This window comes from Bacillus oleivorans (assembly GCF_900207585.1).
In the GTDB taxonomy this organism is placed as follows: Bacteria; Bacillota; Bacilli; order Bacillales; family JC228; genus Bacillus_BF; species Bacillus_BF oleivorans.
In genome coordinates, this window is sequence record NZ_OAOP01000009.1 from 190,278 (window position 1) to 212,646 (window position 22,369).

A 22,369-nucleotide genomic window follows, 5' to 3' on the forward strand; every position below is an offset into this window, starting at 1 on the left:
ATATGGAAACAAAACCGCAGGTTGTATCTGGCCCCAATCCTTACTTAAACCATGAAGGTAAACTTGAGAAAGGGCAAAGTCCTTTCAAGCTTGCATTAAATCGTTTTATGAAAAATAAATTAGCAGTGGCCAGTGTTTTTTTACTTATCCTGATTGTTATGGCGGTAGTGTTTGCTCCGCTGTTTACCGACCATAGCCCTACGAAATCAAATCTGTTGCTAATCGAACATCCGCCTAGTGAAGATCATCCGCTTGGTAACGATAGTTCAGGAAGAGATAATTTATCAAGACTTTTATACGGGGGCAGAATTTCCCTTATTGTTGGATTTAGTGCCATGTTATTCACGCTTGTTATTGGTGTAGTCCTTGGTTCAATAGCAGGATACTATGGCGGTAAAATTGATGCAATAATCATGCGTGCTGCAGATCTAATGCTCATACTCCCATTCCTGGTTCTTCTTCTAACAATCGTTGCATTGCTGGAAAAGGTAACCATCGGTATATTTGTAACGATCATTGCCTTAACGTCCTGGCCGACATTAACGAGGATCATACGCGGTACATACCTATCGCTCCGGGAACAAGAATTTGTACTGGGTGCCCGAGCAATTGGTGCGAGTGATTTTCGGATTATCTTTAAGCATTTTATCCCAAATGCCATTGGTCCGATCGTTGTTAATGCAACATTAATGATGGCAACCATGATCATTATCGAATCTGGCCTAAGCTTCATTGGATTCGGTATCCCGCAGCCAACTCCAACATGGGGAAATATGATTTCTGAAGCACAAAGCTTACGGATTTTGCGTAATAGCCCAGAAGCATGGGTACCACCGGGATTATGTATCTTATTGACGGTACTTTGCATTAATTTTATCGGTGACGGACTAAGAGACGCTTTTGATCCGAAAAGTAATCAACGTTAATCCTTATAAAATATCGACCTGCTGCTGAATCCAGTCAGTGGGTTTTTATTTTTTCTAAAGAAAATTTGAACACCTCTGCTTTTCTACAGTGTGAAATCCCATCCTTTACGTTGTATACTATAGAAGTACGCGACAAGCGTTATTTCCATACAATAAGAAATAATCTAGGCTACATGTGAATATGATACAAGCAATCTTTGTGTATATTTAACTTAGAATGTATAATTCATCAACATGGAGGTTTATTATGAAAACAAAGCTACACTTGCTTTATGGCGGGAAATCTGCTGAACATAAGGTTTCGATGCAAACAGCCATGGCCGTTATGAACGCGATCGATCAGAATAAATTCGAGGTTCATCCGATTTATATAAATCAGACAGGGAATTGGAAAAGAGGGGGAGTTCTGGAAGGCAAAGTTTCCGATATTAAACTGCTTGAGTTTCCATCTTCAGTACCCTCGGTTTCTCCTTTAACTCTTAAAAATAACGAATTAAGTAATGAATATGAAGCGGAAGTCGTTTTTCCATTACTTCATGGGCCAAATGGCGAAGATGGGACAGTTCAGGGGATGCTAGAGTTACTTGATTTGGCTTATGTCGGCAATGGGGTGTTAGCATCAGCCGCTGGCATGGATAAATTAGCGATGAAAGCATTATTTGCCCAAGCAGGTCTTAATCAGGTTCAATATGTAGGCTTTAAAGCTAAGGATTGGGAACGCAATCCACAGGATATTTTTACGAGAATACAAGACGAATTAGGTTACCCTTGTTTTGTTAAACCTGCAAATCTAGGATCTAGTGTAGGTATAAGCAAGTGTAAAACAAGAGATGAGCTAAAGACAGCAATTGAAGAAGCCCTTCAATATGATCGAAAGGTTATAGTAGAAGAAGGGGTTACAGCCCGTGAAATCGAAATTGGAGTATTAGGGAATGATGACCCTGAATGTTCAGTTGTCGGCGAAATTGTTCCGAAAACAGAATTCTATGATTACAAGTCTAAATATGAGGATGGGGATACAGCCCTGATCATACCAGCCGATGTTTCAAATGAAACGTATAATGAAATGAAAAAGATGGCAGATAAAGCTTTTAAGGCTCTTGATTGTTCTGGATTAGCACGGGTTGATTTCTTTTTAAAAGAAGATGGTACAATATTGATTAATGAAGTCAACACGATGCCTGGATTTACTCCTATGAGTATGTTCCCGTTATTATGGAAACATAGCGGAGTGGATTATCCGACTTTAATTCAACGTTTAGTGGAATTAGCAATTGAGCGGAATCAAGAGAAAATGAAAATCAGATACACTTTTGACTGATCGGAGGATTATAAATGATAACGAAAACCCTTGAACAAGTGGCGGCCATAACAAATGCTAAACTATCCATTCCAGAACGAGGTCAAGAGTACATCCAAGGGGTATCAATTAATACAAGGTCTATCGAAAAAGGTCAATTGTTCGTTCCTCTTGCTGGAGAAAAAACGGATGGTCATCAATTTGTCGAGCAAGCCTTTGAAAAGGGTGCTTCTGCTGCCTTTTGGAAACGCGACTTACCTAACCCGCCATCTGGTTTCCCGCTGCTTTTTGTCGATGATCCGCTAGAAGCGCTTCAGATGATGGCAAAGGCATACCGGGATAGTTTAAAGGTTAAGGTAGTAGGGGTAACAGGAAGTAACGGAAAAACAACTACGAAGGATATGATTGCTAAAATTTTGTCCGGAACTTATTCAGTTCAAAAAACAATCGGCAATTACAATAATCATATTGGTCTGCCGTTAACCTTACTATCGCTTCGGGAAGACACGGAAGTTATTGTATTGGAAATGGGAATGAGTGCTAGAGGGGAAATTCAATTTTTATCTAAGCTTGCGAGGCCAGATGTCGCTGTCATCACAAATATCGGTGAAGCTCATTTGGAGGATCTTGGGTCGCGGGAAGGAATTGCGGAGGCCAAGTTTGAAATAATTGCAGGACTCAATGCAAATGGCCTTTTTGTATATGATGGCGATGAACCTTTGTTACAAGCTAAAGTTCAATCGCGGAGTGGGGAGTTTCAGGTTATTTCCTTCGGGAAAAGTGATAATTGTGACTATTATCCAATGTCTGTTGAGGCAAAAGGAGAAGGAACTGAGTTTATTGTTCAAGCTTTGCCGCGAACAAAAATGTTTTTACCCGTATTAGGACTTCATAATGTGAAAAATGCTTTGGCAGCTATTGCTGTTGCCCGTTTTTTACAGGTGGATGAAGAGAACATTAAAAATCAATTAGAAAGTCTTTCTCTTTCGGCCATGAGAATGGAATCACACAAGGGATATAATGGAGCATTGGTCATTAATGATGCCTATAATGCCAGCCCAACTTCAATGAAAGCAGCGATAGAATTGGTGCAATCACTTGAAAACTATCCGAAAAAAGTACTTGTTTTAGGAGACATGCTGGAATTAGGTCCGAAAGAAAAAGAGTTTCATAAAGAGATCGGTCATTTCATTTCGGCTGACCATATTCAATACGTTTATACGTATGGGCCATTAGCTCGTTTTATAGCAAAGGGGATTCGGGAAAAAGGCAAGCCGATTGAAGTAAAAGAATTTAGCAGCAAAGACGAATTACGGAATGAAGTAAAGGGGCGGTTAGATGAACAAACCGTATTATTAGTTAAAGGTTCTAGGGGAATGAAATTGGAAGAGGTTTTAGAGGGACTCATCCAGTAACGAAAGCAGATTCAAGGGTTGGACAAACCGTTCATCAAGGATAGCCAATAATACGTTTTAGACGGAAAAAAGAAGGGCAAAATAAAAGTAGAATGAGAGTGACAACTCCTGCCAACCCGAATATTTCAGTGAGATGTAAAGTGGCTAATCGATGAAAAATTGATTTTTTTGCTGAATGATGCATAAGGATTACAAAAAAATATCACCTTAACATACATATGATAGAAGGCATCTCTTTTCCTTTTATTAAGTTCAAAGTTGGGTGATATCAATGAATGGCTGCTTATTAATTCATGGGTTTACTGGTGGTCCGCATGAAATAGCCCCACTTGAAGAATACTTGCGGCAGAAAACGGACTGGCATATTGTCTCCCCTACTTTACCAGGACATGGTGAAAGGCTTCGCTTAAAGGGAATCTATTACTACGAATGGGTCCGTTCCGCAGAGGAAGAGCTAAAGGAGCTCCTCCAAATATGTGATACTGTGTATGTAGTTGGATTTTCCATGGGCGGGATGATTGCCAGTTTTCTGGCGGTTAAATATCCGGTTGCCAAACTTGTGCTCCTGAGTGCAGCCCTTTATTATGTGAATCCAAGGCAATTAGGTTTGGATATCAAACACATTATGAAGGATGCAATGAGAGGAAATTTACTTGAAAGCGAACTTTTTCAAAGATATAAACGAAAGATTGCTTCAACCCCGCTCTCTGCAACGACTCAGTTTAGGAAATTAGTAAAGGACCTCAAACGATATCTGCCAAATGTACATGCACCGACCATGATCGTTCAAGGTTTGGACGACGGGGTTGTACCGCCTAAAGCAGCATACGCACTTCATAATTCGATTGGTGCTGCTGAAAAGAAGCTTCTTTTTCTTGAAAAGGCTCAGCACATCATTTGCCATTGTGAAGAAAAAGATGTCCTATTTCAAGATATACTCTCATTTCTAAATGAAATTCCAGCAAATAACAGCAAAGATTAATGCTTGATACTTTCAACTTTTGTTAAAAACTGTTAAGATTAGTTAGTTGTAGTAAAGTTCGGTGTGAACTACAAATAATGATGAAATGTATTTGAAGGAGAAATGAAATTGACAACAAAGTTTGATGAGCTAGGGCTTAGTTCCCTACTTTTAAAATCGATTAATCGTATGGGATTCGAGGAAGCAACTCCCATTCAGGCGGAGACGATTCCTGTTACATTACAAGGATATGACGTCATTGGACAAGCTCAAACGGGGACCGGGAAGACTGTGGCATTTGGTGTGCCATTATTAGAAAGAATAAATGTAAGAAACCCGGTTGTACAGGGACTTATTATTGCCCCTACCCGGGAACTCGCTGTTCAGGTTAGTGAAGAACTTTATAAGCTTGGACAGGATAAACGCGTAAAAGTGCTGTCTATTTATGGTGGCCAGGATATTCAGAGACAAATTCGTGCGTTGAAAAAGGGTCCGCATATTATTGTCGGAACACCAGGAAGAATCATGGATCATATGAATCGTGGAACCATCGATTTTAGCCAGGTTCATACCGTTATTTTAGACGAAGCGGATGAAATGTTAAATATGGGGTTTGTCGATGATATCGAAGCAATTCTTTCGAAGGTTCCAACCGAAAGACAAACCTTGTTATTCTCAGCAACCATGCCTGGACCGATTCGAAGTATTGCCAATCGGTTTATGAAGGATCCGAAGCTGATTCGTACGAAAGCAAAAGAAATGACAGTACCGCAAATTGAACAATCATATATCGAGGTTCATGAAAAGAAAAAGTTTGATGTATTAACAAGACTATTAGATATACAGTCTCCGGAACTTGCGATTGTCTTTGGGCGGACCAAAAGAAGAGTCGATGAACTTGCCAATGCTCTTACCATTCGCGGCTACACAGCAGAAGGCATTCATGGCGATCTCAGTCAAGCGAAGAGGCTTGCCGTACTTAAAAAATTCAAAGCGAATACAATTGACATTTTAGTTGCGACTGATGTAGCTGCAAGAGGTCTTGATATTTCCGGTGTTACACACGTATACAATTTCGATATCCCGCAAGATCCTGAAAGCTATGTTCACCGTATTGGCCGTACTGGCCGTGCCGGTAAAACGGGAACGGCTATTACGTTCGTAACGCCTAGAGAAACATCGTACCTTCGCGTTGTAGAAGAAACAACAAAGAAAAAGATGAACAAAATGAAAGTACCATCCTTTGATGAAGCGATTGAAGGTCAACAACGGATGGTGATTGAACAGCTTCAAACGATTATTGAGCGTCAAGAAGCAAAATATTACTATAAAGCAGCTGAAGAATTACTTGAAAAAGAAGATGCCGTAGCAGTGGTTGCGGCTGCACTAAAAATGTTAACAAAAGAACCAAATGAAACTCCGATTGAGTTAACATCAGAACCGCCTTTACCATCACGACGAGACAGAAAAAGTGATAGAGGAGGCAAATCCTATAACAGGAAGAATTCATCTTCTTCAAAGTCATGGAAATCCTCCTCTTCATCAAATGCGAGAAAGCGCGGTTCCGGTAAAAGATTCAGCAATAACAAAAGAGTGAATGAACGATAACAAAGAGTGTAAAACCGGCTGGTGAATAGCCGGTTTTTTTACTGAGCAAATTACTAATATTTAAGGGTACATTTGGATGTAGAGGTGGTTTTTTGAAGAAAGTAATTATTTTGTGCGTGCTGTCGTTAATGGTTTTTTTGTATGTTATTTTATCTGATGGAACTTCAGGTAACTTAAAAGCAGAAAATACGAAGTCTTTTGGAGAATTAGAAAGACTGAAAAATGCTTTATCTAATCCGCTTGAACAATATGTGAGTATTGTCTTTATTGGAGATTCGATTACTTGGGGTATGTCTGCAGCGGGTAACCCAGTAAATTTCAAAATGGGCAGGGATGGTACTTTATCAGATATCCGCGACAATTTTGAGTCACTATCATTTGTCAATCAGTTTAAACGCTATATAGGTTCGGAATATATGGCAGGGGCTCCTCCTTTGCTATCCAATTGGGATGCTTCACCAAACGGAGAATCAATCGCCGTGTATAAAAAGGAAATACTTTTATTTCCAGAAGGAGAGAATTTCGAAATTGTCACAGAGGGCAATGTACGACCGCATGAAGTAGTGGAAAGTAAGGACTCTATTTCAAATAAATTCCTCTGTTTTCAGATAGATTCTTCGGCAAATGGGACTGGAATTATCAGATTTAACTTCACTGGTAAGGAATTCACCTTATCTTATGGCAGTACAGCAAGCAGCATGGATTATGAATTGCTTGTAAACGGTATGTCGCAAGGTATTTTCTCAACAATGGTAGGCTTTGATGGAAATTTGGCAGGCTTTGATAACCACCGTACCCATACATTTGATTATGTCGAAGATGCGCTAATAGAAATTAAGACGGTGAAAAATAACTTTGAAGGCCCACAAGCTTTGAAAATTGGCGGTGTACTCATAGATAAAACGGTCAAAATTTCAAATCAGGGGATAATCGGAGCAACTGCCAGAAGTTATTTGAAGAGAAATCTGGAAGGGAATACTAGTGGTGATGGGATTGCGATCACGGATGAGGACCGATACATTTTCATACAGCTAGGTACCAATGACCGCAGGGAAAAAGACTCTCTTATATTTAAAGGAAATCTGCAAAAATTGATAAATAAAGTAAAACCAAATCGGGCCCTTATTTTAATGTGTGCCAATCCAGTCGTAAATGAAAATCCTGAAAATTATCATTTTAATATGGAAGAAGTTTGTAACGTGATTAATCAGACAGCAGAGGAAAACCAAATCGATTTTATTAATAATTACGCTATTTTTAAAGACCTCAAATCATCAAACTATCTGGCAGACAGCTTGCATCCTAATGACTACGGGCATGAACAGATTTATCGAAACATAGTGCATTCTTTGGAACAGAGGCAGGGAGCCTGGTAAATCGGCTTGATACATCTTGTGGGGTGAAATACTCAAAACGTCTTTAAGGACATTGTTAATGCATCAGCACCTTCTAGAAGGCATGGGAGTACCAACAGCAAGCAGGTGAGTTTTGCATGTTGGAGACAGAAAAAGGCTGAACCCTAATAAAAGAGTTTAACCCTGATATTTTCCTCTTCCAAAATGTAAAAAATAATAGGCGAATCCAAAGCCTCCGATCGCTCCAAATACATGTCCGATCCAATTGATATTAGGCTGGAAGGCTGTGAATAAAATACCTAATCCAAGGATCACCATAATAGATTGGCGAATTTGTTTTGGAAAACTGTGCTTTCGAAATAGGATTAAAGCGAAATAAAATCCGAATAAGCCATAAAAGGATCCGCTCGCTCCAAGATGAGCGTAGGTCGGCGGCAATAAGATAAAGGTTGCGAGATTGCCGACAATCCCAGAAAATAGATAGAGATTTAAAAATCCCATTTTTCCCAGTAATTTCTCTAGAAATGGTGAAAAAATCACAACAGCAAGTGAATTCATTAAAAAATGGGTAAAGGACACATGGAGAAAGATAGGAGTTACTAATCTCCAAATTTCACCCTGTTGGATGAAAAAATTAACGCCAATCAATGAATTGATAATTGTACTGTTTGGTAAAAATGGCAGGAAAGCAGCTAAATAAACGATTATATTAATACATACGATCGCAGTAATCATTGGATATTGTTTTATATATTCACGAAAACTCTCGGTTCTTACAAACATAATCTGCTCCTTTCTACATTTGGCAGAACAGGCTAATCCAATACATAATTCTTTATCATACAAGCCATTATACTATATTCGTTTTTATTCTAAATTAGAAGGGGAGGAAGAGCAATTGATACGAGGAATAGGGATAGATATTATTGAAAAAAAGCGGATCGAAAAAGTTATAGAGCGTCAGCCGAGATTTCCGCAGCGCATTTTAACATCTAACGAAATAGCAGAATATGCGCAATACCCTATGAAGCGAAAAATTGAATATTTAGCGGGAAGATTTGCGGCCAAAGAAGCATATGCAAAAGCAAGGGGAGTTGGAATCGGCAAGGAATTATCTTTTCAGTCGATTGAGATACAAAAGGATTCTTTTGGGAAACCGTATTTTTCAAAACCTGTTTCAAAGGGTGTTCATCTAACAATCTCTCATAGTCAGGAGTTTGTTGTGGCACAGGCGATTATAGAGGAAGTTTAGTTTACATACACAGGCATGCATTTGCTTGCAGCTTTATGTTAACAAAATTAAAAACTTTTTTATGCTTGTCAGCTTTACGTGGACATAAATTAAAAACTTGTCTCATATATTTCTATTGCACAAGGAGAGACAAGGAGTCCGAGTCTTTACACCAAGCATAGGTCTGGTCTGATTAAGGAATGTCTTCTAATTCAGTAGTAAAGATAATATTTTTTCCGGAAGAGCGTTCCTGAATCGACCAGTCCAGACACAACATCTTTGAAATCGTCAGCTTGGCTCTGCCCCTCTCTATTTCAGTTAAATGAGACACACAAAGGGGTTGAATGCATGAAAAAGTGGTTGTTGCCATTGTTGTGCCTGGTGTTAATGGTTGTACTAAGTGCCTGTGGAGCAAAGTCCCAAGAGGATGTAGTTGGTGATTTAAACAAAAGGATGGACGATCTTACATCTTACAAAACAAAAGCAAAGATGACACTGCAAATGGGTACGGAACCGCAAGAATACAATGTAGAAGTTTGGCACAACGATCCTGATTTTTATCGGGTTGAGCTGAAAAATTCTCAATCTGATCAAAGTCAAATGATTTTACGGAACAAGGAAGGTGTCTTTGTATTAACACCGGCCTTGAACAAGAGTTTCCGCTTCCAAAGTGATTGGCCTAAGAACTCTAGTCAGCCTTACCTTTACGAGTCTCTTGTTCAGGATATTATGGAAGATCCTGAGGCAACCTTTAAAGAGACGGAAAAGCATTATGTATTTGAAACGAAAACCCGTTATCAAAACAACAAAATGCTGCCTATGCAAGAAATTACACTATCCAAGGAAGATCTATCGCCTGTTAGTGTAAAAGTAATGGACACAGATCGTAACCCATTAGTTACAGTTGAATTTAGTGACACGGAATTTAACTCAAAATTTAACCCGGATGCATTTGATATGAAAAGGAATATGGAAGGGGCTCAATTAGATAAAGAAACAGCAGCAGATGTTGACGAAGAACAATCACAGGGTGATGAATTTGCTGTTATGTACTCTAATGATGTCGCTGCCAAACTTATTGAAGAAAAGATGATTGATACTGAAGATGGAAATAGAGTCATTCAAATGTATCAGTATCAATCTGCGGATTCAACTAAGAAATTTACGTTAATTCAGGAAAAAGCAGAAATTATGCCTGCCGGTGCAATGGCATCAACACCTGTGAATGGTGAGCCTGTGGATTTAGGCTTTACAGTTGGAGCGATGACGGCAACAGGTATTCAATGGACCTACGATGGAGTTGAATATATGCTTGCTTCTTCTGAATTAACACCAGAAGAAATGGTAAGTGTGGCTCGTTCTGTACAAGGAACTATGGTAAAATAATTAATAAGAAGAGAAGCAGGTTCTCTCTAGCAGGGAGCCTGTTTTCATTTCACACTTAGGAAGTATAAAATTTTAGCAACGATGTAAAATCGCCACAGTAAATATTTTTAGGTATAAAGTACGACGGGCAGGAGACATGAGTCAAGCGAGGCCACAGGACGTGGCGTTTCGAGCGTGATAAGCGCAACTAGGCCATCGCCATCGCCTGCGCCTAACCTAAAGCGCTAGCCAAGTTTCTTTATTACATTTGTCTGAAGGGGCATGGTCCAAAATGACATTTCTTCGTGATACATGGGCAGAAGTAAATTTAGATGCGATTGAATGGAACGTTAAAAAAATGAGGGAGTTTCTTTCAGATGACGTTCAAATTATGGCAGTTGTGAAAGCGAACGCATACGGGCATGGAGATCTAGAGGTTGCCGAGACTGCACTTGAATCAGGTGCCAGTATGGTAGCTGTCGCAATTTTAGACGAAGCCATTGCACTTCGAAAAAAAGGGATAAAAGCTCCGATTTTAGTATTAGGTGCATCAAGACCTGAGGATGCTCCGCTTGCAGCTGCCCATGATATATCGGTGACGGTTTTTCAAGCAGGATGGCTTGTAAAAGCAGAACGGCATCTTGGTATCCATCCTTTAAAAATTCATATTAAATGTGATACGGGAATGGGTCGCTTAGGGGTCCTAAGTTTTTCAGAATTAAACGAACTGGTGCAAATGGTAAAGCAATCCCCTCAGTTCATCTGGGAAGGGATCTACACCCACTTTGCTACAGCTGATCAGATAGATGAACGCTATTTTCAAAAGCAGCTGACCATGTTTGATTCTTGGATGGAACAGCTTGACGAGAAACCAAGTATGATTCATGCAAGCAATAGTGCAGCGGCTATGAAGCAAGATAGTAAGAAATTTAATGCAATCCGAATGGGAATATCGATGTACGGCCTTTCTCCGTCCCCAGAAATTAAACCATTTCTTCCATTTGAACTAAAGCCAGCATTGTCCCTTTATACAAAAATAGTTCATGTGAAGCGGGTCGAAAAGGGATCGGCTATAAGCTACGGAAACACCTATGTAGCTGAACAGGGTGAATGGATTGCTACACTTCCGATTGGGTATGCAGATGGATGGATTCGAAAAAATCAGGGAAAAGACGTTTCCCTTGAAGGGATTCGGGTTCCGATTGTAGGAAGAGTCTGCATGGATCAATGTATGATTAAACTTCCTGATTATTACCCTGAAGGAACAAAGGTTTGTTTAATTGGAGAAGTTGTCACCATAGATGAGGTAGCTGAACGCCTGGATACCATTAATTATGAAGTGGCATGTATGATATCCAGCCGGGTTCCGCGCATCTTTATAAAAAACAACCAAAGAAAGGCAGTAAAAAATATAATTTTAGATCAAACTCCCTAATTTCATGCATAAAGGACAGACCTTTTTGCTTATAATAGAGAGGAATTGTTAGGATATCCTTTTCATAGCTAGGTTTACGTGTTATCATAGTAACAGCATTGAATAGAGGTCTTTAGTGTAAGTGGAGGTGTAGCTTGTGTCAGATCCAAGCCTTACAACAGAAATAACTGTTCGGCTACCGAAACAACTTGTTTCCGAACTTGACAGCTATGCGGATAGTGAAAATTTGAATCTGAATGAACTCATTTATCGTGCAACGAACATGTATCTGCGTGAAAGAAAGAAAAGACAAATCCGAGAATCAATGAGAAGAGGCTATATGGAAATGTCCAAAATTAACCTCTCAATTGCTTCGGAAGCGTTTCAAGCGGAATATGAGGCAGAACATACCGTAGAAAAGCTGGTCAGCGGGGGATAAGTATTTGATTGTGAAACGTGGCGACGTATATTTTGCTGACCTTTCCCCTGTCGTTGGTTCTGAACAAGGTGGAGTAAGACCTGTACTCATTATCCAGAACGATATCGGGAATCGGTTTAGCCCCACTGTGATAGTCGCGGCGATAACAGCACAAATTCAAAAAGCAAAGCTCCCAACTCACGTTGAAATTGATGCAGCACGTTACGGTTTTGAACGTGATTCTGTCATACTGTTGGAACAAATTCGAACGATTGATAAACAGCGATTGACGGATAAGATCACTCATTTAGATGAAGAAATGATGGAAAAAGTGGATGAAGCGCTACAGATTAGCCTAGGTCTCATTCACTTTTAAAATCAGTAGCGCTCTATTTAGGGCGTTTTTTCATACATATTATAGACTGAATTGCCGTCGCGGCTATTAAATATTTTTTATATCAGGTGTTTCTGCCACTAGAAGAGCAAGCTAATTTGATTAGCTTGCTTTTTTCCTGTCGCGAAAGTAAATAGTTATATTCGTTTGCAAAATTAAAATACGATATAATATAGATAATTTATATAATATCTAAAATTTCAAACTGGCCATTTATACTACAAATACTTCACAATCTTGTTACAACCTGTTACCAGACTGAGTGGTGAGTATGATTTGTGGTAAGATAAGGAGGATTTTATGCATAGTCGCTTAGTAAATTTTTTGCAGGAGAAGGAAGAGGAAATAACAGATAGTTGGATTGAAAAAATGAAGGAAAGCATAGATCAAGGCTATGAAACCTCTGTTTCCGGCCAAGTATTTCAATCAACGGCACAGGAATTTATCCGTCTCACTATAGCCTATATTTCAGAGACTAATTCATCTTCATTGTCGATTCATCAATTTATAGAGAAGATTGTTCATATGGGTTGGACACTAGATCTTGTTACAACGGGATTCATCCATTTTAAAACAATGATCAATGAATGGCTGGAAAAGGCAGAGTTAACAAAAGATGAGCAGCTTGCTCTTTATCTCGAATTAGAACAAAAGATAATCTCCTTATACAAAACGGTCGTGACCAAATATACAGAAGCATGGGAAAGAACTGTCTCTCTTCAAAAAACAGCTTTACGCGAGCTATCCGCTCCTTTAATTCCTGTTTTTGAAGGTATTTGTGTTATGCCGTTAATTGGCACTATTGATACGGAACGGGCGAAACAAATAATGGAAACTTTATTGTCGGGTGTAGTTAAATATCGTTCAGAAGTCGTGTTAATTGATATAACTGGTGTACCTGTAGTCGATACGATGGTAGCTCATCACCTAATAAAGGTTGCAGAAGCTATTAGTTTAGTAGGTTCAAAGTGTATGCTGGCTGGGATCCGGCCTGAAATAGCACAAACGATTATTAATATTGGCATAAATTTAGATAATGTTCTTACAAACAATACCCTGCAAAAAGGTATGGAAAAAGCGTTAGAGATGACTAATCGCAAAATCGTGCGATTGGAGGGATCCGAATGAGAATACCAATATTGAAGCTTCATGATATTTTATTAGTTTCAATTCAGTGGGAACTCGATGATCAAACGGCATTACAGTTTCAAGAGGATTTACTGCAGAAAATTCATGAGACTGGTGCTAAAGGGGTTGTAATCGATATTACAGCCATAGACTTTATTGATTCATTTATTGCAAAGGTACTTGGAGATGTAATTCAAATGTCTAAGTTAATGGGAACCCGGGTTGTAATTACTGGAATTCAGCCTGCGGTTGCTATAACGCTAGTTGAGCTTGGTGTTTCCCTAAATGATATTACAACCGCGCTAGATTTTGAGAAAGGTTTGGAGAAACTTAAGCAGGAATTGGGGGATTAATGTATGGCGAACCAGTCCTATGTTCAAATTGATAATGAATGGGACATTGTAGCGGCTCGCCAGCTAGGCCGTGAACTTGCTAAAGAGATTGGATTTAGTACAGTTGACCAAGCTCGCATCACGACCGCGATAAGTGAATTAGCACGTAACATTTATCTATATGCTGGAAAAGGGACCATAATCCTACATAAGATAAATAATGTGGGAAAAGTGGGGCTAAAAATTGTAGCCGAAGATGAAGGGCCAGGAATTCCTGATATTAGAAAGGCGATGGAAGATGGTTTTTCGACTTCAGGGGGTTTAGGGGCAGGATTGCCTGGTGTAAAACGATTAATGGATTATTTTACGGTCGACTCCGATGTAGGAAAGGGGACGCACATTGAAGTGATTAAGTGGCTTCGTTAGGAGGATAAAAGATGAGCTTCCGTGATGAGTTAGAGCTTCAATATAAATCGATCTTAAACGATTTCCTGCAGGAACCTTCAGAAGGGGTCTTATACCAAGCTCAAAATTTTAGTAAGAAAGCAATTGAACAAGGAATATCTCCAGAGGAAATCGTAAGTTTTCATCGGAACAGTTTAATTGAATTAATGACAAGCGGCGGCGGAAATTTCATTCGCTCCTTTGATTTATTGTTAGAGGTTATGATGGGCTATGGCATCGCCTATCGTGAATATCTAAGTCTTCGTGACAAACAGGCTGAATTTAAAACGGAGATAGAAATAGCGGCAAATGTCCAACAGTCCCTTTTAGATACCGAAATACCCCAAATCGATTACTTGGATATTGGGGCTATTAGTGTACCTGCAAGGCATATGAACGGCGATTATTTTCACTTTGTTCATGATGAAACCAATTGCGTCAGTATAGCGATTGCGGATGTAATCGGAAAAGGAATTCCTGCAGCGCTTTGCATGTCGATGATTAAATACGCCATGGATTCATTGCCTGAACACCGGCCAGATCCTCGTTATGTGCTAGAAAACTTAAATCGTATTGTTGAACAGAATGTGGACCCTAGCATGTTTATTACGATGTTCTATGGGATGTATAATCCTAACTCACATCATTTCACCTATGCTTCTGCGGGTCATGAACCGGGGATCTACTACCATGCAAGTGATGATAGATTTGAAGAATTAGAAGCGAGAGGCTTAATGCTGGGTGTTAACCGTTATACGAAATACAAACAATATGCCAAAACGATTGAGCCCAATGATATGATTATCCTTTTGTCAGACGGTGTCGCAGAATGCAGGATTGACGATCATTTTATTGAACGGGAAACGTTACTCGCATCAATGAAAAAATATATGCACTTGCCTGCACAGGAAATGGTGAACCAGATCTATAAAAAGTTAGAAAAACTTCAAGACTTTGAGCTTCGCGATGATTTCACGTTGATTGTTTTAAAAAGAAAGGTTTGACGTACAAGAGTAACGGGTAAGGATTAATAGAGAACGCTAAAGAGGGTGGCAAGCTGATGAATATAGCGATCGATGTCAAACAAATGGGTCATCAAGATCACGTTCTAGTTGGCGGTGAGATTGATGCGTATACAGCACCAAAATTACGTGAAATTCTATTCCCCTTATCTGAGAAAAAGGGTGTTCATATTGTTGTTGATTTAGGGAATGTTTCCTATATGGATAGTACCGGGCTTGGCGTTTTTGTTGGCGTCTACAAAAATGTCCGTTCCAATGATGGGACTCTTTTGTTAGTGGGACTATCAGACCGTTTGAAGCGTCTGTTTACGATAACAGGATTAGCTGACATCATGAATATCGAAAGCCGTGCAGAGGGTGGAACCTTATGAATGAAAAATATGAATACATTGAAATGAAGATCCCATCTAAGCCAGAGTACGTTGGAGTCATTCGTCTGACTCTTTCAGGAATAGCGAGTCGAATGGGTTTTTCCTACGACGAAATTGAAGATTTAAAAATCGCCACCAGTGAGGCCGTAACCAACGCAGTCCAGCATGCATATCGGTCGTCTGAGATTGGAGATGTTTTAGTAGGGTTTGCCATCTTTACGGACCGGCTGGAGGTTATTGTTTCAGATAGAGGGAAAACGTTTGATTTGGAAAAAGTAAGAGGGGAAACGGGTCCTTATAAAGAGACAAATTCCACAAGTGTGGAGGTACTGCGAGAGGGTGGACTAGGTCTTTACTTAATCGAAACACTGATGGATCATGTTCGAATTCACCAGCAAGATGGGGTGACTGTCCTAATGACGAAGTACCTCGAGGGAGAGCAGGTGGAAAGGGATGCCAGAACAATCTCAACTTAAATCTACAGAAAAAGGGCAAATAAATAAGTGGATACACGATTATCAGGATAAACAGGACGAAGAAGCTCAGGCTAACCTTATTCAGCATTATAAAGCACTTGTTGAAAGTATTGCCCGAAAGTATTCCAAAAACAGTTCATACCACGAGGATATTGTTCAAGTAGGTATGATTGGTTTATTAGGAGCTATAAAACGTTACGATGAAACGTACAATAAAAGTTTTGAGTCTTTTGCCGTTCCAACCATTATTGGCGAGATTAAAAGATTTTTGCGTGACCAGACTTGGAGTGTGCATGTGCCAAGGAGAATTAAAGAACTCGGACCTAAAATTAAATCAGTGGTTGAAAAGTTAACAAATGAATTGGAACGATCTCCTAAAATTGCTGAAATTGCTAAGATTCTGGATGTCGAGGAAGAAGAAGTATTAGAAGCGATGGAAATGGGGAAAAGCTACCAGGCATTATCAATCGATCGTGCCATTGAGGCTGATACAGATGGAGGAACTGTCACTCTTCTCGATCTGGTCGGAAAACCCGATGATGGCTTTGAAAAAGTTCAGCAAAAATTAGTGCTTGAAAAAGTGCTGCATGTGTTATCAGAACGGGAAAGACTTATTATTCAATATACATTCTTAGAAAACCTTAGTCAGAAAGAAGCGGGTGAGAAGCTGCATATTTCTCAAATGCATGTTTCTAGGCTACAGCGCAGAGCAATCAAAAAACTTCAAGAAGCCATAAGTGCAGACTTTCTAGATTCGGAGTGACTGGTCTTGACCCATCTAAAAGATAAACACATTGAATTGTATACTTTTCAGTCGAAAAAAGAAGGAAAAAGCTATTGTGGAGACGCTTTTTTTTATTTTTCGGATGAAACGGGATTTCTTGCTATAGTAGCGGATGGGCTAGGCAGCGGAATCTTCGCGCATGAGTCTGCTGAAGCTGCGATTGAAGCTGCCAAACAGAACCGTCGCCAAGATGTAGAAACGATAATGAAGGCATGCAATCAAGCGTTGCTAAATAAAAGAGGCGCAGCAGTATCTGTTTTAAAAATTGATTACCATAACAAAGAGTTTACCTATAGCAGTGTAGGAAATGTTAAATTTTACTTTTTAAAGCAGGATGGGACCACGATTTATCCTTTACCTGTATACGGTTATCTTTCAGGTAAAAATCAGTTGTTTATCACCCAAACCTATAGGTATGAGGTTCCATCGCGCTTTTTCATCCATACAGATGGTTTAAACGAGCTGGCAAGGAAAAGATATGTAAAAATGAACATCCCGCTAAAGTTTATATACCGGAATTTAACTGAGATCGTAGACAATCGGGACGATACTACTTTTCTGATCGGAAGTCTGCATTAATATATTTTCAAACATTGCCAAGGCTGTCATAGGGTCTTGGCTTTTTTAGCAATTACGGACCCAGTGTCCTATGAAATCAGATAATCCGTCTATTTTTGAGCGATTACCGGAATTACAGTCCGTAAAAAATATGCAGCATTACATAATGGGCTTCGCCGTTCTCTAAGAAGGGGCCCTTATCTGGAGTTAAAAAGTTAAACGAATGAAGGAAGAGTTTTTTGATACAATGTATATATTGATGGTAAATGGAGGTTTTGCAGGTTGAGTACAGCAAAAGAGCAGGGAACCGATCTATATACAATCATTGCAAAGGAATTAAATGTTCGTGTATCCCAAGTAAAAAGTGTAATGACACTTATTGAAGAGGGAAATACCGTTCCCTTTATTGCCCGTTATCGAAAAGAAGCTACCGGGTCACTTGACGAGGTCGCGATACGAGCTATTACGGAAAGGTGGACCTACTTAGATCATTTAACAAAGCGTAAAGAAGAAGTCATTCGACTAATCGAAGAGCAAAATAAATTAACACCTGAGTTAAAAGAAAGTATTCTAAAATCGGACAAGCTGCAGGAGGTAGAAGATTTATATCGTCCGTATAAACAAAAGAGAAGAACCAGGGCAACCGTGGCGAAGGAAAAAGGATTGGAACCACTTGCCAATTGGATGTTGTCGTTCCCTTCTTCTGGAGAGGTCGAGGAGGAAGCCACTCAATATCTTTCTGAAGAAAAGGAAATATACTCAGCAGAGGAAGCGATCCAGGGTGCCGGTGACATCATTGCTGAAATGATTTCAGATGAAGCCTCATTAAGAAAATGGATTCGTAATGAAACATTCCGTCATGGCATTATTGAAACAGCGGTCAAGGATCAAGAGAAGGACGAAAAAGGCGTATATGAGATGTACTATCAATACGAAGAACCTGTTTCAAAAATCGTTCCTCACCGAGTCCTGGCAATCAATCGCGGTGAAAAAGAAGACATTATTAGAGTAGGAATCAAACCTGATATTCAAAAAATTCTTGAATATATTCATAGTGCTTGGGTCAAAGATGAATCATCCGTTACAGCTCCATACATTAGAGCGGCAGCAGAGGATGGATATAAACGATTAATCCAGCCTTCGATCGAAAGAGAAATTAGAAATGAACTGACAGAAAAAGCGGAAGAAAGAGCGATCAATATTTTCTCTGAGAATTTGCGGAATTTGCTTTTGCAGCCTCCGCTAAAAGGAAGTGTCATGTTGGGGGTTGACCCGGCGTATCGAACCGGATGCAAATTGGCTGTCGTGGATGACACAGGAAAAGTCCTATACATAGGCGTTATTTATCCGCATCCGCCTGTTTCAAAAAGAAATGAAGCAATAGAAAAAGTTAAAAAGGCAATTCAGGAATTTAATATTCAAATTATTGCGATTGGGAACGGTACTGCATCAAGGGAAACAGAACAATTTATTGCTGAATTGCTAAAATCCCATTCTCTTTCTATTCCATATCTGATTGTAAACGAAGCTGGTGCGAGTGTTTATTCAGCATCTGACCTTGCCCGCGAGGAATTTCCTGATCTCCAAGTAGAGGAAAGATCTGCTGTATCGATAGCACGGCGTGTTCAGGATCCATTAGCAGAGCTGGTCAAAATTGATCCAAAATCAGTAGGAGTCGGACAATATCAGCATGATGTACAACAAAAGAAATTAAACGAAAAACTTACATTTGTAGTAGAAACAGTGGTAAACCAAGTTGGGGTCAATGTGAACACTGCATCGCCTTCACTTTTACAATATGTTTCAGGACTTTCTAAAGCAGTTGCACAAAATATTGTTAAGCAGCGCGAGAAAGAAGGGAAATTCAAATCTAGAGACGAACTAAAAACAATCCCGAGACTAGGGGCAAAAACATATGAACAATGTATCGGGTTTCTAAGAATTCCCGATGGAGTGAATCCGCTAGACAGAACGCCGATTCACCCAGAAACATATACGGAAGTAGGAATGCTCCTGCAAAAGCTGGGATTAAAAGAACAGCACATTGGGACTGATGAATTGAAGGATGCAGTCAAGTCCATCTCAATTGAGGAGACAGCAGAGCAATTAAAAATAGGTGCCATTACATTAAAGGATATTTGCGAGGCACTGATTCGTCCGGAGAGGGATCCGCGAGATGATTTGCCAAAACCTATATTAAAAACAGATGTACTAAAACTCGAAGATTTAGAAGCGGGTATGGAGCTGCAAGGCACGGTCCGGAATGTCGTAGACTTTGGAGCGTTTGTAGATATTGGTGTAAAACAAGATGGATTAGTCCATATTTCCAAATTGAGCCGCCAATTCGTAAAGCATCCGCTTGATGTTGTATCAGTCGGGGATATTGTTACCGTCTGGGTTGACTCAGTCGATCTAAAGAAGGGTCGAGTGGCTTTAACAATGCTGAAACCATAATGGAATGAAAAAGGACCGGATCGGATGAACTAAAAGCCCAATTGTAACTGGCAATTGGAGATGCAGTTTCCGAAACGGCCCTTTTTCATAATAAGTAAGAAGATAACGAGAGTATTGTTTGTTATGTGGTCAAAAATCAAAGTTGGCCTACGAATTGATATTAAGATGATTCTCCGTATTTTTTTTGATAAAAAAACCAGCATTGATTTAAGACTCTAATCTGATATCGGTTTTTTTCATAGAAAGCTCTCTTCATCTGTTTTTGGAACCAGGTTGGCATCGTTTTCTCCTCCCGATTCAAAGTAATAAGTAATAAATAGTATGCTATAATAAGTTGTCATGTTCCCAGAACTAATTCTTTCTTAGAAACTTTTATAGGTGATACCCGTGAAAAATCAAGAACTGCAACAGTTAGTTGAAGAAATATCAAATAGCTGCTTCGAAAAGCCTTTTTCCCACTCAGCAATTTTTAATAACCGACTTCGAACAACAGGCGGCAGATATTTGTTAAAGTCACATAATATTGAGATCAACCCTAAATATTACAAAGAATTTGGGATGGAAACATTAGTAGGGATAATCAAGCATGAGCTTTGCCACTATCATCTTCATATAGAAGGAAAGGGATATAAACACCGTGACTTAGATTTCAAACAGCTGATGAACAAAGTAGGCGCACCTCGATTTTGTCAGCCTTTACCCCCTAATCAGCAAAATCAAACGATTTTATTGTATCGCTGTGAAAAATGTGAAAAACAATATAGAAGAAAACGGAAAGTAGATACAAGAAAATACGTGTGTGGCAGATGCAGAGGAAAGCTTATTTATATGGGAAGAGAAGTATTTGTGAAGAAATAGTATCAGTTGACATCTAGGTTCATTTTTGGTATATTATATCTCTGTCTGATGAAAGAAATTCAGGCAAAAACCTGTACCTTTTGGTAGTTTATGGGCCATCTTGACAGTTAAATCAGACGTCTTTATAATGTAAAGAGTCGATTAGCAAGACATGATTTTTGCACTGAAATCACTAGGTATTCTGGGGTAGCGCAGTGGCAGAACAACTAGCGATATATCTTAAAATTCTTCGAGTTGTACCGATCGAGCCGCTACTTGAATAAGCTGACTTGAGATCGGGACATTCGGAACGCTAGACGACGAATCGTATGTATATTAATTATTCCGCAGTAGCTCAGTGGTAGAGCATTCGGCTGTTAACCGAACGGTCGTAGGTTCGAATCCTACCTGCGGAGCCATGCTACAATTCTTGGGGAAGTACTCAAGTGGCTGAAGAGGCGCCCCTGCTAAGGGTGTAGGTCGCGTAAGCGGCGCGAGGGTTCAAATCCCTCCTTCTCCGCCAGAAAAAAGCCAAATATGGCCCGTTGGTCAAGTGGTTAAGACACCGCCCTTTCACGGCGGTAACACGGGTTCGAATCCCGTACGGGTCACTTTTTATTTCATATTATTAGAGATTAAGATGATATACATTGGTCCGGTAGTTCAGTTGGTTAGAATGCCTGCCTGTCACGCAGGAGGTCGCGGGTTCGAGTCCCGTCCGGACCGCCATTTACAATTGGATTCAATGGGCTATAGCCAAGCGGTAAGGCAACGGACTTTGACTCCGTGATTCGCTGGTTCGAATCCAGCTAGCCCAGCCATTTTTATGTTTGCGGGTGTGGCGGAATTGGCAGACGCGCTAGACTTAGGATCTAGTGTCTTTATGACGTGGGGGTTCAAGTCCCTTCACCCGCACCATTAATTTCCACTTGATTGGACTAGGTAATCTGTGATATGATTATCTTTGTCGCTTCAATAGAATATTGCGGTCGTGGCGGAATGGCAGACGCGCTAGGTTGAGGGCCTAGTGGGGGTTAACCCCGTGGAGGTTCAAGTCCTCTCGGCCGCACCAAATGCGCCCGTAGCTCAATTGGATAGAGCGTCTGACTACGGATCAGAAGGTTATGGGTTCGACTCCTGTCGGGCGCGCCATTATAAATTTTTTTCTATTATCGGGGAGTAGCTCAGCTTGGTAGAGCACTTGGTTTGGGACCAAGGGGTCGCAGGTTCGAATCCTGTCTTCCCGATTTTGATCTCACATTTTAGATTAAACTTCATATTAATATATAATGCGGGTGTAGTTTAATGGTAAAACCACAGCCTTCCAAGCTGTTGTCGTGGGTTCGATTCCCATCACCCGCTCCAATTTTTTGTCTTGAAAAAATACTCTTGACACGCATTAAATCGTGTGATAAGATTATTATCTTGCTCCTGCGTCAGAGCTAATCGAAGAAGTGTTCTTCAGCTCGTCGCATGGAAATAAGAGTAACTCATTGTTCCTTGAAAACTGAACAAAGAAAAGCGTCAACGTTAATTCTATTTTTTTAAGAGCTATATCAAACACTTTTATGGAGAG

At 39.8% G+C, this 22,369-nt stretch carries 23 protein-coding genes and 10 tRNA genes; 31 read left to right on the top strand and 2 right to left on the bottom strand.

All coding sequences use genetic code 11. The features are described 5' to 3' along the window. The first annotated feature begins 2 nt into the window (after positions 1-2). The 6 genes from opp4C to CRO56_RS18090 all read left to right on the top strand — a co-directional run bounded on the left by opp4C (position 3) and on the right by CRO56_RS18090 (position 7,586). Positions 3-926 carry an oligopeptide ABC transporter permease gene (opp4C, locus tag CRO56_RS18065; RefSeq protein WP_097160022.1) on the top strand — a complete coding sequence of 308 codons (924 nt, stop codon included), beginning with the start codon at positions 3-5 and terminating at the stop codon, positions 924-926. Positions 927-1,173: 247 nt separating this feature from the next. Continuing rightward, a complete protein-coding gene (locus tag CRO56_RS18070) occupies positions 1,174-2,247 on the top strand; it encodes a D-alanine--D-alanine ligase (protein WP_097160023.1) in 1,074 nt (357 codons plus the stop codon). A 14-nt stretch (positions 2,248-2,261) separates the two neighbouring features. Continuing rightward, a complete protein-coding gene (locus CRO56_RS18075; RefSeq protein WP_097160024.1) occupies positions 2,262-3,641 on the top strand; it encodes a UDP-N-acetylmuramoyl-tripeptide--D-alanyl-D-alanine ligase in 1,380 nt (459 codons plus the stop codon). Between the two features lie 271 nt (positions 3,642-3,912). Continuing rightward, positions 3,913-4,623: an alpha/beta hydrolase gene (locus tag CRO56_RS18080; RefSeq protein WP_097160025.1), complete on the top strand. Its 711-nt coding sequence runs from the start codon at positions 3,913-3,915 to the stop codon at positions 4,621-4,623. A 168-nt stretch (positions 4,624-4,791) separates the two neighbouring features. Continuing rightward, a complete protein-coding gene (gene cshA / locus CRO56_RS18085) occupies positions 4,792-6,210 on the top strand; it encodes a degradosome RNA helicase CshA (protein WP_425427224.1) in 1,419 nt (472 codons plus the stop codon). Positions 6,211-6,302: 92 nt separating this feature from the next. Continuing rightward, positions 6,303-7,586: an SGNH/GDSL hydrolase family protein gene (locus tag CRO56_RS18090; protein WP_097160027.1), complete on the top strand. Its 1,284-nt coding sequence runs from the start codon at positions 6,303-6,305 to the stop codon at positions 7,584-7,586. 156 nt (positions 7,587-7,742) lie between these two features. On the opposite strand, the gene CRO56_RS18095 is transcribed toward CRO56_RS18090, so the two are convergent. Next, positions 7,743-8,348 carry a rhomboid family intramembrane serine protease gene (locus CRO56_RS18095; protein ID WP_097160028.1) on the bottom strand — a complete coding sequence of 202 codons (606 nt, stop codon included), beginning with the start codon at positions 8,346-8,348 and terminating at the stop codon, positions 7,743-7,745. 115 nt (positions 8,349-8,463) lie between these two features. On the opposite strand from CRO56_RS18095, the gene acpS reads away from it, so the two are divergent. From acpS to CRO56_RS18165, 14 genes are all read left to right on the top strand, one after another. Continuing rightward, a complete protein-coding gene (acpS, locus tag CRO56_RS18100) occupies positions 8,464-8,817 on the top strand; it encodes a holo-ACP synthase (protein ID WP_097160029.1) in 354 nt (117 codons plus the stop codon). A gap of 327 nt (positions 8,818-9,144) precedes the next feature. Beyond that, positions 9,145-10,182 (top strand): LolA family protein, encoded by a 1,038-nt coding sequence (locus CRO56_RS18105; RefSeq protein ID WP_097160030.1) that lies wholly within the window; start codon positions 9,145-9,147, stop codon positions 10,180-10,182. 271 nt (positions 10,183-10,453) lie between these two features. Further along, complete coding sequence (alr, locus tag CRO56_RS18110; protein WP_097160031.1) at positions 10,454-11,596, top strand: alanine racemase; 1,143 nt, start codon at positions 10,454-10,456, stop codon at positions 11,594-11,596. Positions 11,597-11,732: 136 nt separating this feature from the next. Next, entirely contained in the window at positions 11,733-12,014 is a 282-nt protein-coding gene (locus CRO56_RS18115) for a CopG family ribbon-helix-helix protein (RefSeq protein ID WP_097160032.1), read from the top strand. A gap of 4 nt (positions 12,015-12,018) precedes the next feature. Next, a complete protein-coding gene (locus CRO56_RS18120) occupies positions 12,019-12,369 on the top strand; it encodes a type II toxin-antitoxin system PemK/MazF family toxin (protein WP_097160033.1) in 351 nt (116 codons plus the stop codon). 318 nt (positions 12,370-12,687) lie between these two features. Beyond that, positions 12,688-13,515 (top strand): STAS domain-containing protein, encoded by an 828-nt coding sequence (locus CRO56_RS18125; RefSeq protein ID WP_097160034.1) that lies wholly within the window; start codon positions 12,688-12,690, stop codon positions 13,513-13,515. Next, positions 13,512-13,868: an STAS domain-containing protein gene (locus CRO56_RS18130; protein WP_097160035.1), complete on the top strand. Its 357-nt coding sequence runs from the start codon at positions 13,512-13,514 to the stop codon at positions 13,866-13,868. Before CRO56_RS18125 ends, CRO56_RS18130 begins: the two co-directional genes overlap by 4 nt. 3 nt (positions 13,869-13,871) lie before the next feature. Beyond that, positions 13,872-14,273: an anti-sigma regulatory factor gene (locus CRO56_RS18135; RefSeq protein ID WP_097160036.1), complete on the top strand. Its 402-nt coding sequence runs from the start codon at positions 13,872-13,874 to the stop codon at positions 14,271-14,273. An 11-nt stretch (positions 14,274-14,284) separates the two neighbouring features. Beyond that, entirely contained in the window at positions 14,285-15,295 is a 1,011-nt protein-coding gene (locus CRO56_RS18140) for a PP2C family protein-serine/threonine phosphatase (RefSeq protein WP_097160037.1), read from the top strand. 56 nt (positions 15,296-15,351) lie between these two features. Beyond that, positions 15,352-15,684, top strand: coding sequence for an anti-sigma factor antagonist (locus tag CRO56_RS18145; RefSeq protein WP_097160038.1), 333 nt, complete (start codon positions 15,352-15,354; stop codon positions 15,682-15,684). Then, positions 15,681-16,160, top strand: a complete 480-nt coding sequence (gene rsbW, locus CRO56_RS18150; protein WP_097160039.1) for an anti-sigma B factor RsbW — start codon at positions 15,681-15,683, stop codon at positions 16,158-16,160. The genes CRO56_RS18145 and rsbW overlap by 4 nt, the downstream gene beginning before the upstream one ends. Continuing rightward, positions 16,138-16,923, top strand: a complete 786-nt coding sequence (gene sigB / locus CRO56_RS18155; protein WP_097160040.1) for an RNA polymerase sigma factor SigB — start codon at positions 16,138-16,140, stop codon at positions 16,921-16,923. Before rsbW ends, sigB begins: the two co-directional genes overlap by 23 nt. A gap of 6 nt (positions 16,924-16,929) precedes the next feature. Beyond that, positions 16,930-17,523 carry a SpoIIE family protein phosphatase gene (locus CRO56_RS18160; RefSeq protein WP_179714345.1) on the top strand — a complete coding sequence of 198 codons (594 nt, stop codon included), beginning with the start codon at positions 16,930-16,932 and terminating at the stop codon, positions 17,521-17,523. A gap of 261 nt (positions 17,524-17,784) precedes the next feature. Continuing rightward, positions 17,785-19,956 carry a Tex family protein gene (locus tag CRO56_RS18165; protein ID WP_245855973.1) on the top strand — a complete coding sequence of 724 codons (2,172 nt, stop codon included), beginning with the start codon at positions 17,785-17,787 and terminating at the stop codon, positions 19,954-19,956. A gap of 160 nt (positions 19,957-20,116) precedes the next feature. Here CRO56_RS18165 and cmpA read toward each other — a convergent pair whose 3' ends face one another. Beyond that, entirely contained in the window at positions 20,117-20,236 is a 120-nt protein-coding gene (cmpA, locus tag CRO56_RS18170) for a cortex morphogenetic protein CmpA (protein ID WP_097160042.1), read from the bottom strand. 107 nt (positions 20,237-20,343) lie between these two features. On the opposite strand from cmpA, the gene CRO56_RS18175 reads away from it, so the two are divergent. From CRO56_RS18175 to CRO56_RS18225, 11 genes are all read left to right on the top strand, one after another. Continuing rightward, positions 20,344-20,814 (top strand): SprT family protein, encoded by a 471-nt coding sequence (locus CRO56_RS18175; RefSeq protein WP_097160043.1) that lies wholly within the window; start codon positions 20,344-20,346, stop codon positions 20,812-20,814. Between the two features lie 323 nt (positions 20,815-21,137). Beyond that, positions 21,138-21,212, top strand: a tRNA-Asn gene (locus tag CRO56_RS18180). Between the two features lie 13 nt (positions 21,213-21,225). Further along, positions 21,226-21,316 (top strand) — tRNA-Ser (locus CRO56_RS18185). A 16-nt stretch (positions 21,317-21,332) separates the two neighbouring features. Beyond that, a tRNA-Glu gene (locus CRO56_RS18190) sits at positions 21,333-21,404 on the top strand. 41 nt (positions 21,405-21,445) lie between these two features. Further along, positions 21,446-21,522: transfer RNA gene (locus CRO56_RS18195), tRNA-Asp, on the top strand. Between the two features lie 17 nt (positions 21,523-21,539). Beyond that, positions 21,540-21,614, top strand: a tRNA-Gln gene (locus CRO56_RS18200). Positions 21,615-21,625: 11 nt separating this feature from the next. Beyond that, a tRNA-Leu gene (locus tag CRO56_RS18205) sits at positions 21,626-21,711 on the top strand. Positions 21,712-21,778: 67 nt separating this feature from the next. After that, a tRNA-Leu gene (locus CRO56_RS18210) sits at positions 21,779-21,865 on the top strand. A gap of 3 nt (positions 21,866-21,868) precedes the next feature. Next, a tRNA-Arg gene (locus CRO56_RS18215) sits at positions 21,869-21,945 on the top strand. A 21-nt stretch (positions 21,946-21,966) separates the two neighbouring features. Then, positions 21,967-22,040, top strand: a tRNA-Pro gene (locus CRO56_RS18220). A gap of 44 nt (positions 22,041-22,084) precedes the next feature. Next, a tRNA-Gly gene (locus CRO56_RS18225) sits at positions 22,085-22,158 on the top strand. Positions 22,159-22,369: the final 211 nt, after the last annotated feature.

Bases quoted from the DNA above. Each gene is read 5' to 3' on its own strand.
- CRO56_RS18095 (WP_097160028.1), bottom strand. From the start codon at position 8,348: ATGTTTGTAAGAACCGAGAGTTTTCGTGAATATATAAAACAATATCCA.
- alr (WP_097160031.1), top strand. From the start codon at position 10,454: ATGACATTTCTTCGTGATACATGGGCAGAAGTAAATTTAGATGCGATT.
- CRO56_RS18140 (WP_097160037.1), top strand. From the start codon at position 14,285: ATGAGCTTCCGTGATGAGTTAGAGCTTCAATATAAATCGATCTTAAAC.
- CRO56_RS18125 (WP_097160034.1), top strand. From the start codon at position 12,688: ATGCATAGTCGCTTAGTAAATTTTTTGCAGGAGAAGGAAGAGGAAATA.
- cmpA (WP_097160042.1), bottom strand. From the start codon at position 20,236: ATGCCAACCTGGTTCCAAAAACAGATGAAGAGAGCTTTCTATGAAAAA.
- CRO56_RS18135 (WP_097160036.1), top strand. From the start codon at position 13,872: ATGGCGAACCAGTCCTATGTTCAAATTGATAATGAATGGGACATTGTA.
- CRO56_RS18075 (WP_097160024.1), top strand. From the start codon at position 2,262: ATGATAACGAAAACCCTTGAACAAGTGGCGGCCATAACAAATGCTAAA.
- CRO56_RS18130 (WP_097160035.1), top strand. From the start codon at position 13,512: ATGAGAATACCAATATTGAAGCTTCATGATATTTTATTAGTTTCAATT.
- CRO56_RS18105 (WP_097160030.1), top strand. From the start codon at position 9,145: ATGAAAAAGTGGTTGTTGCCATTGTTGTGCCTGGTGTTAATGGTTGTA.
- sigB (WP_097160040.1), top strand. From the start codon at position 16,138: ATGCCAGAACAATCTCAACTTAAATCTACAGAAAAAGGGCAAATAAAT.
- cshA (WP_425427224.1), top strand. From the start codon at position 4,792: ATGGGATTCGAGGAAGCAACTCCCATTCAGGCGGAGACGATTCCTGTT.
- CRO56_RS18070 (WP_097160023.1), top strand. From the start codon at position 1,174: ATGAAAACAAAGCTACACTTGCTTTATGGCGGGAAATCTGCTGAACAT.
- CRO56_RS18080 (WP_097160025.1), top strand. From the start codon at position 3,913: ATGAATGGCTGCTTATTAATTCATGGGTTTACTGGTGGTCCGCATGAA.
- CRO56_RS18145 (WP_097160038.1), top strand. From the start codon at position 15,352: ATGAATATAGCGATCGATGTCAAACAAATGGGTCATCAAGATCACGTT.
- opp4C (WP_097160022.1), top strand. From the start codon at position 3: ATGGAAACAAAACCGCAGGTTGTATCTGGCCCCAATCCTTACTTAAAC.
- rsbW (WP_097160039.1), top strand. From the start codon at position 15,681: ATGAATGAAAAATATGAATACATTGAAATGAAGATCCCATCTAAGCCA.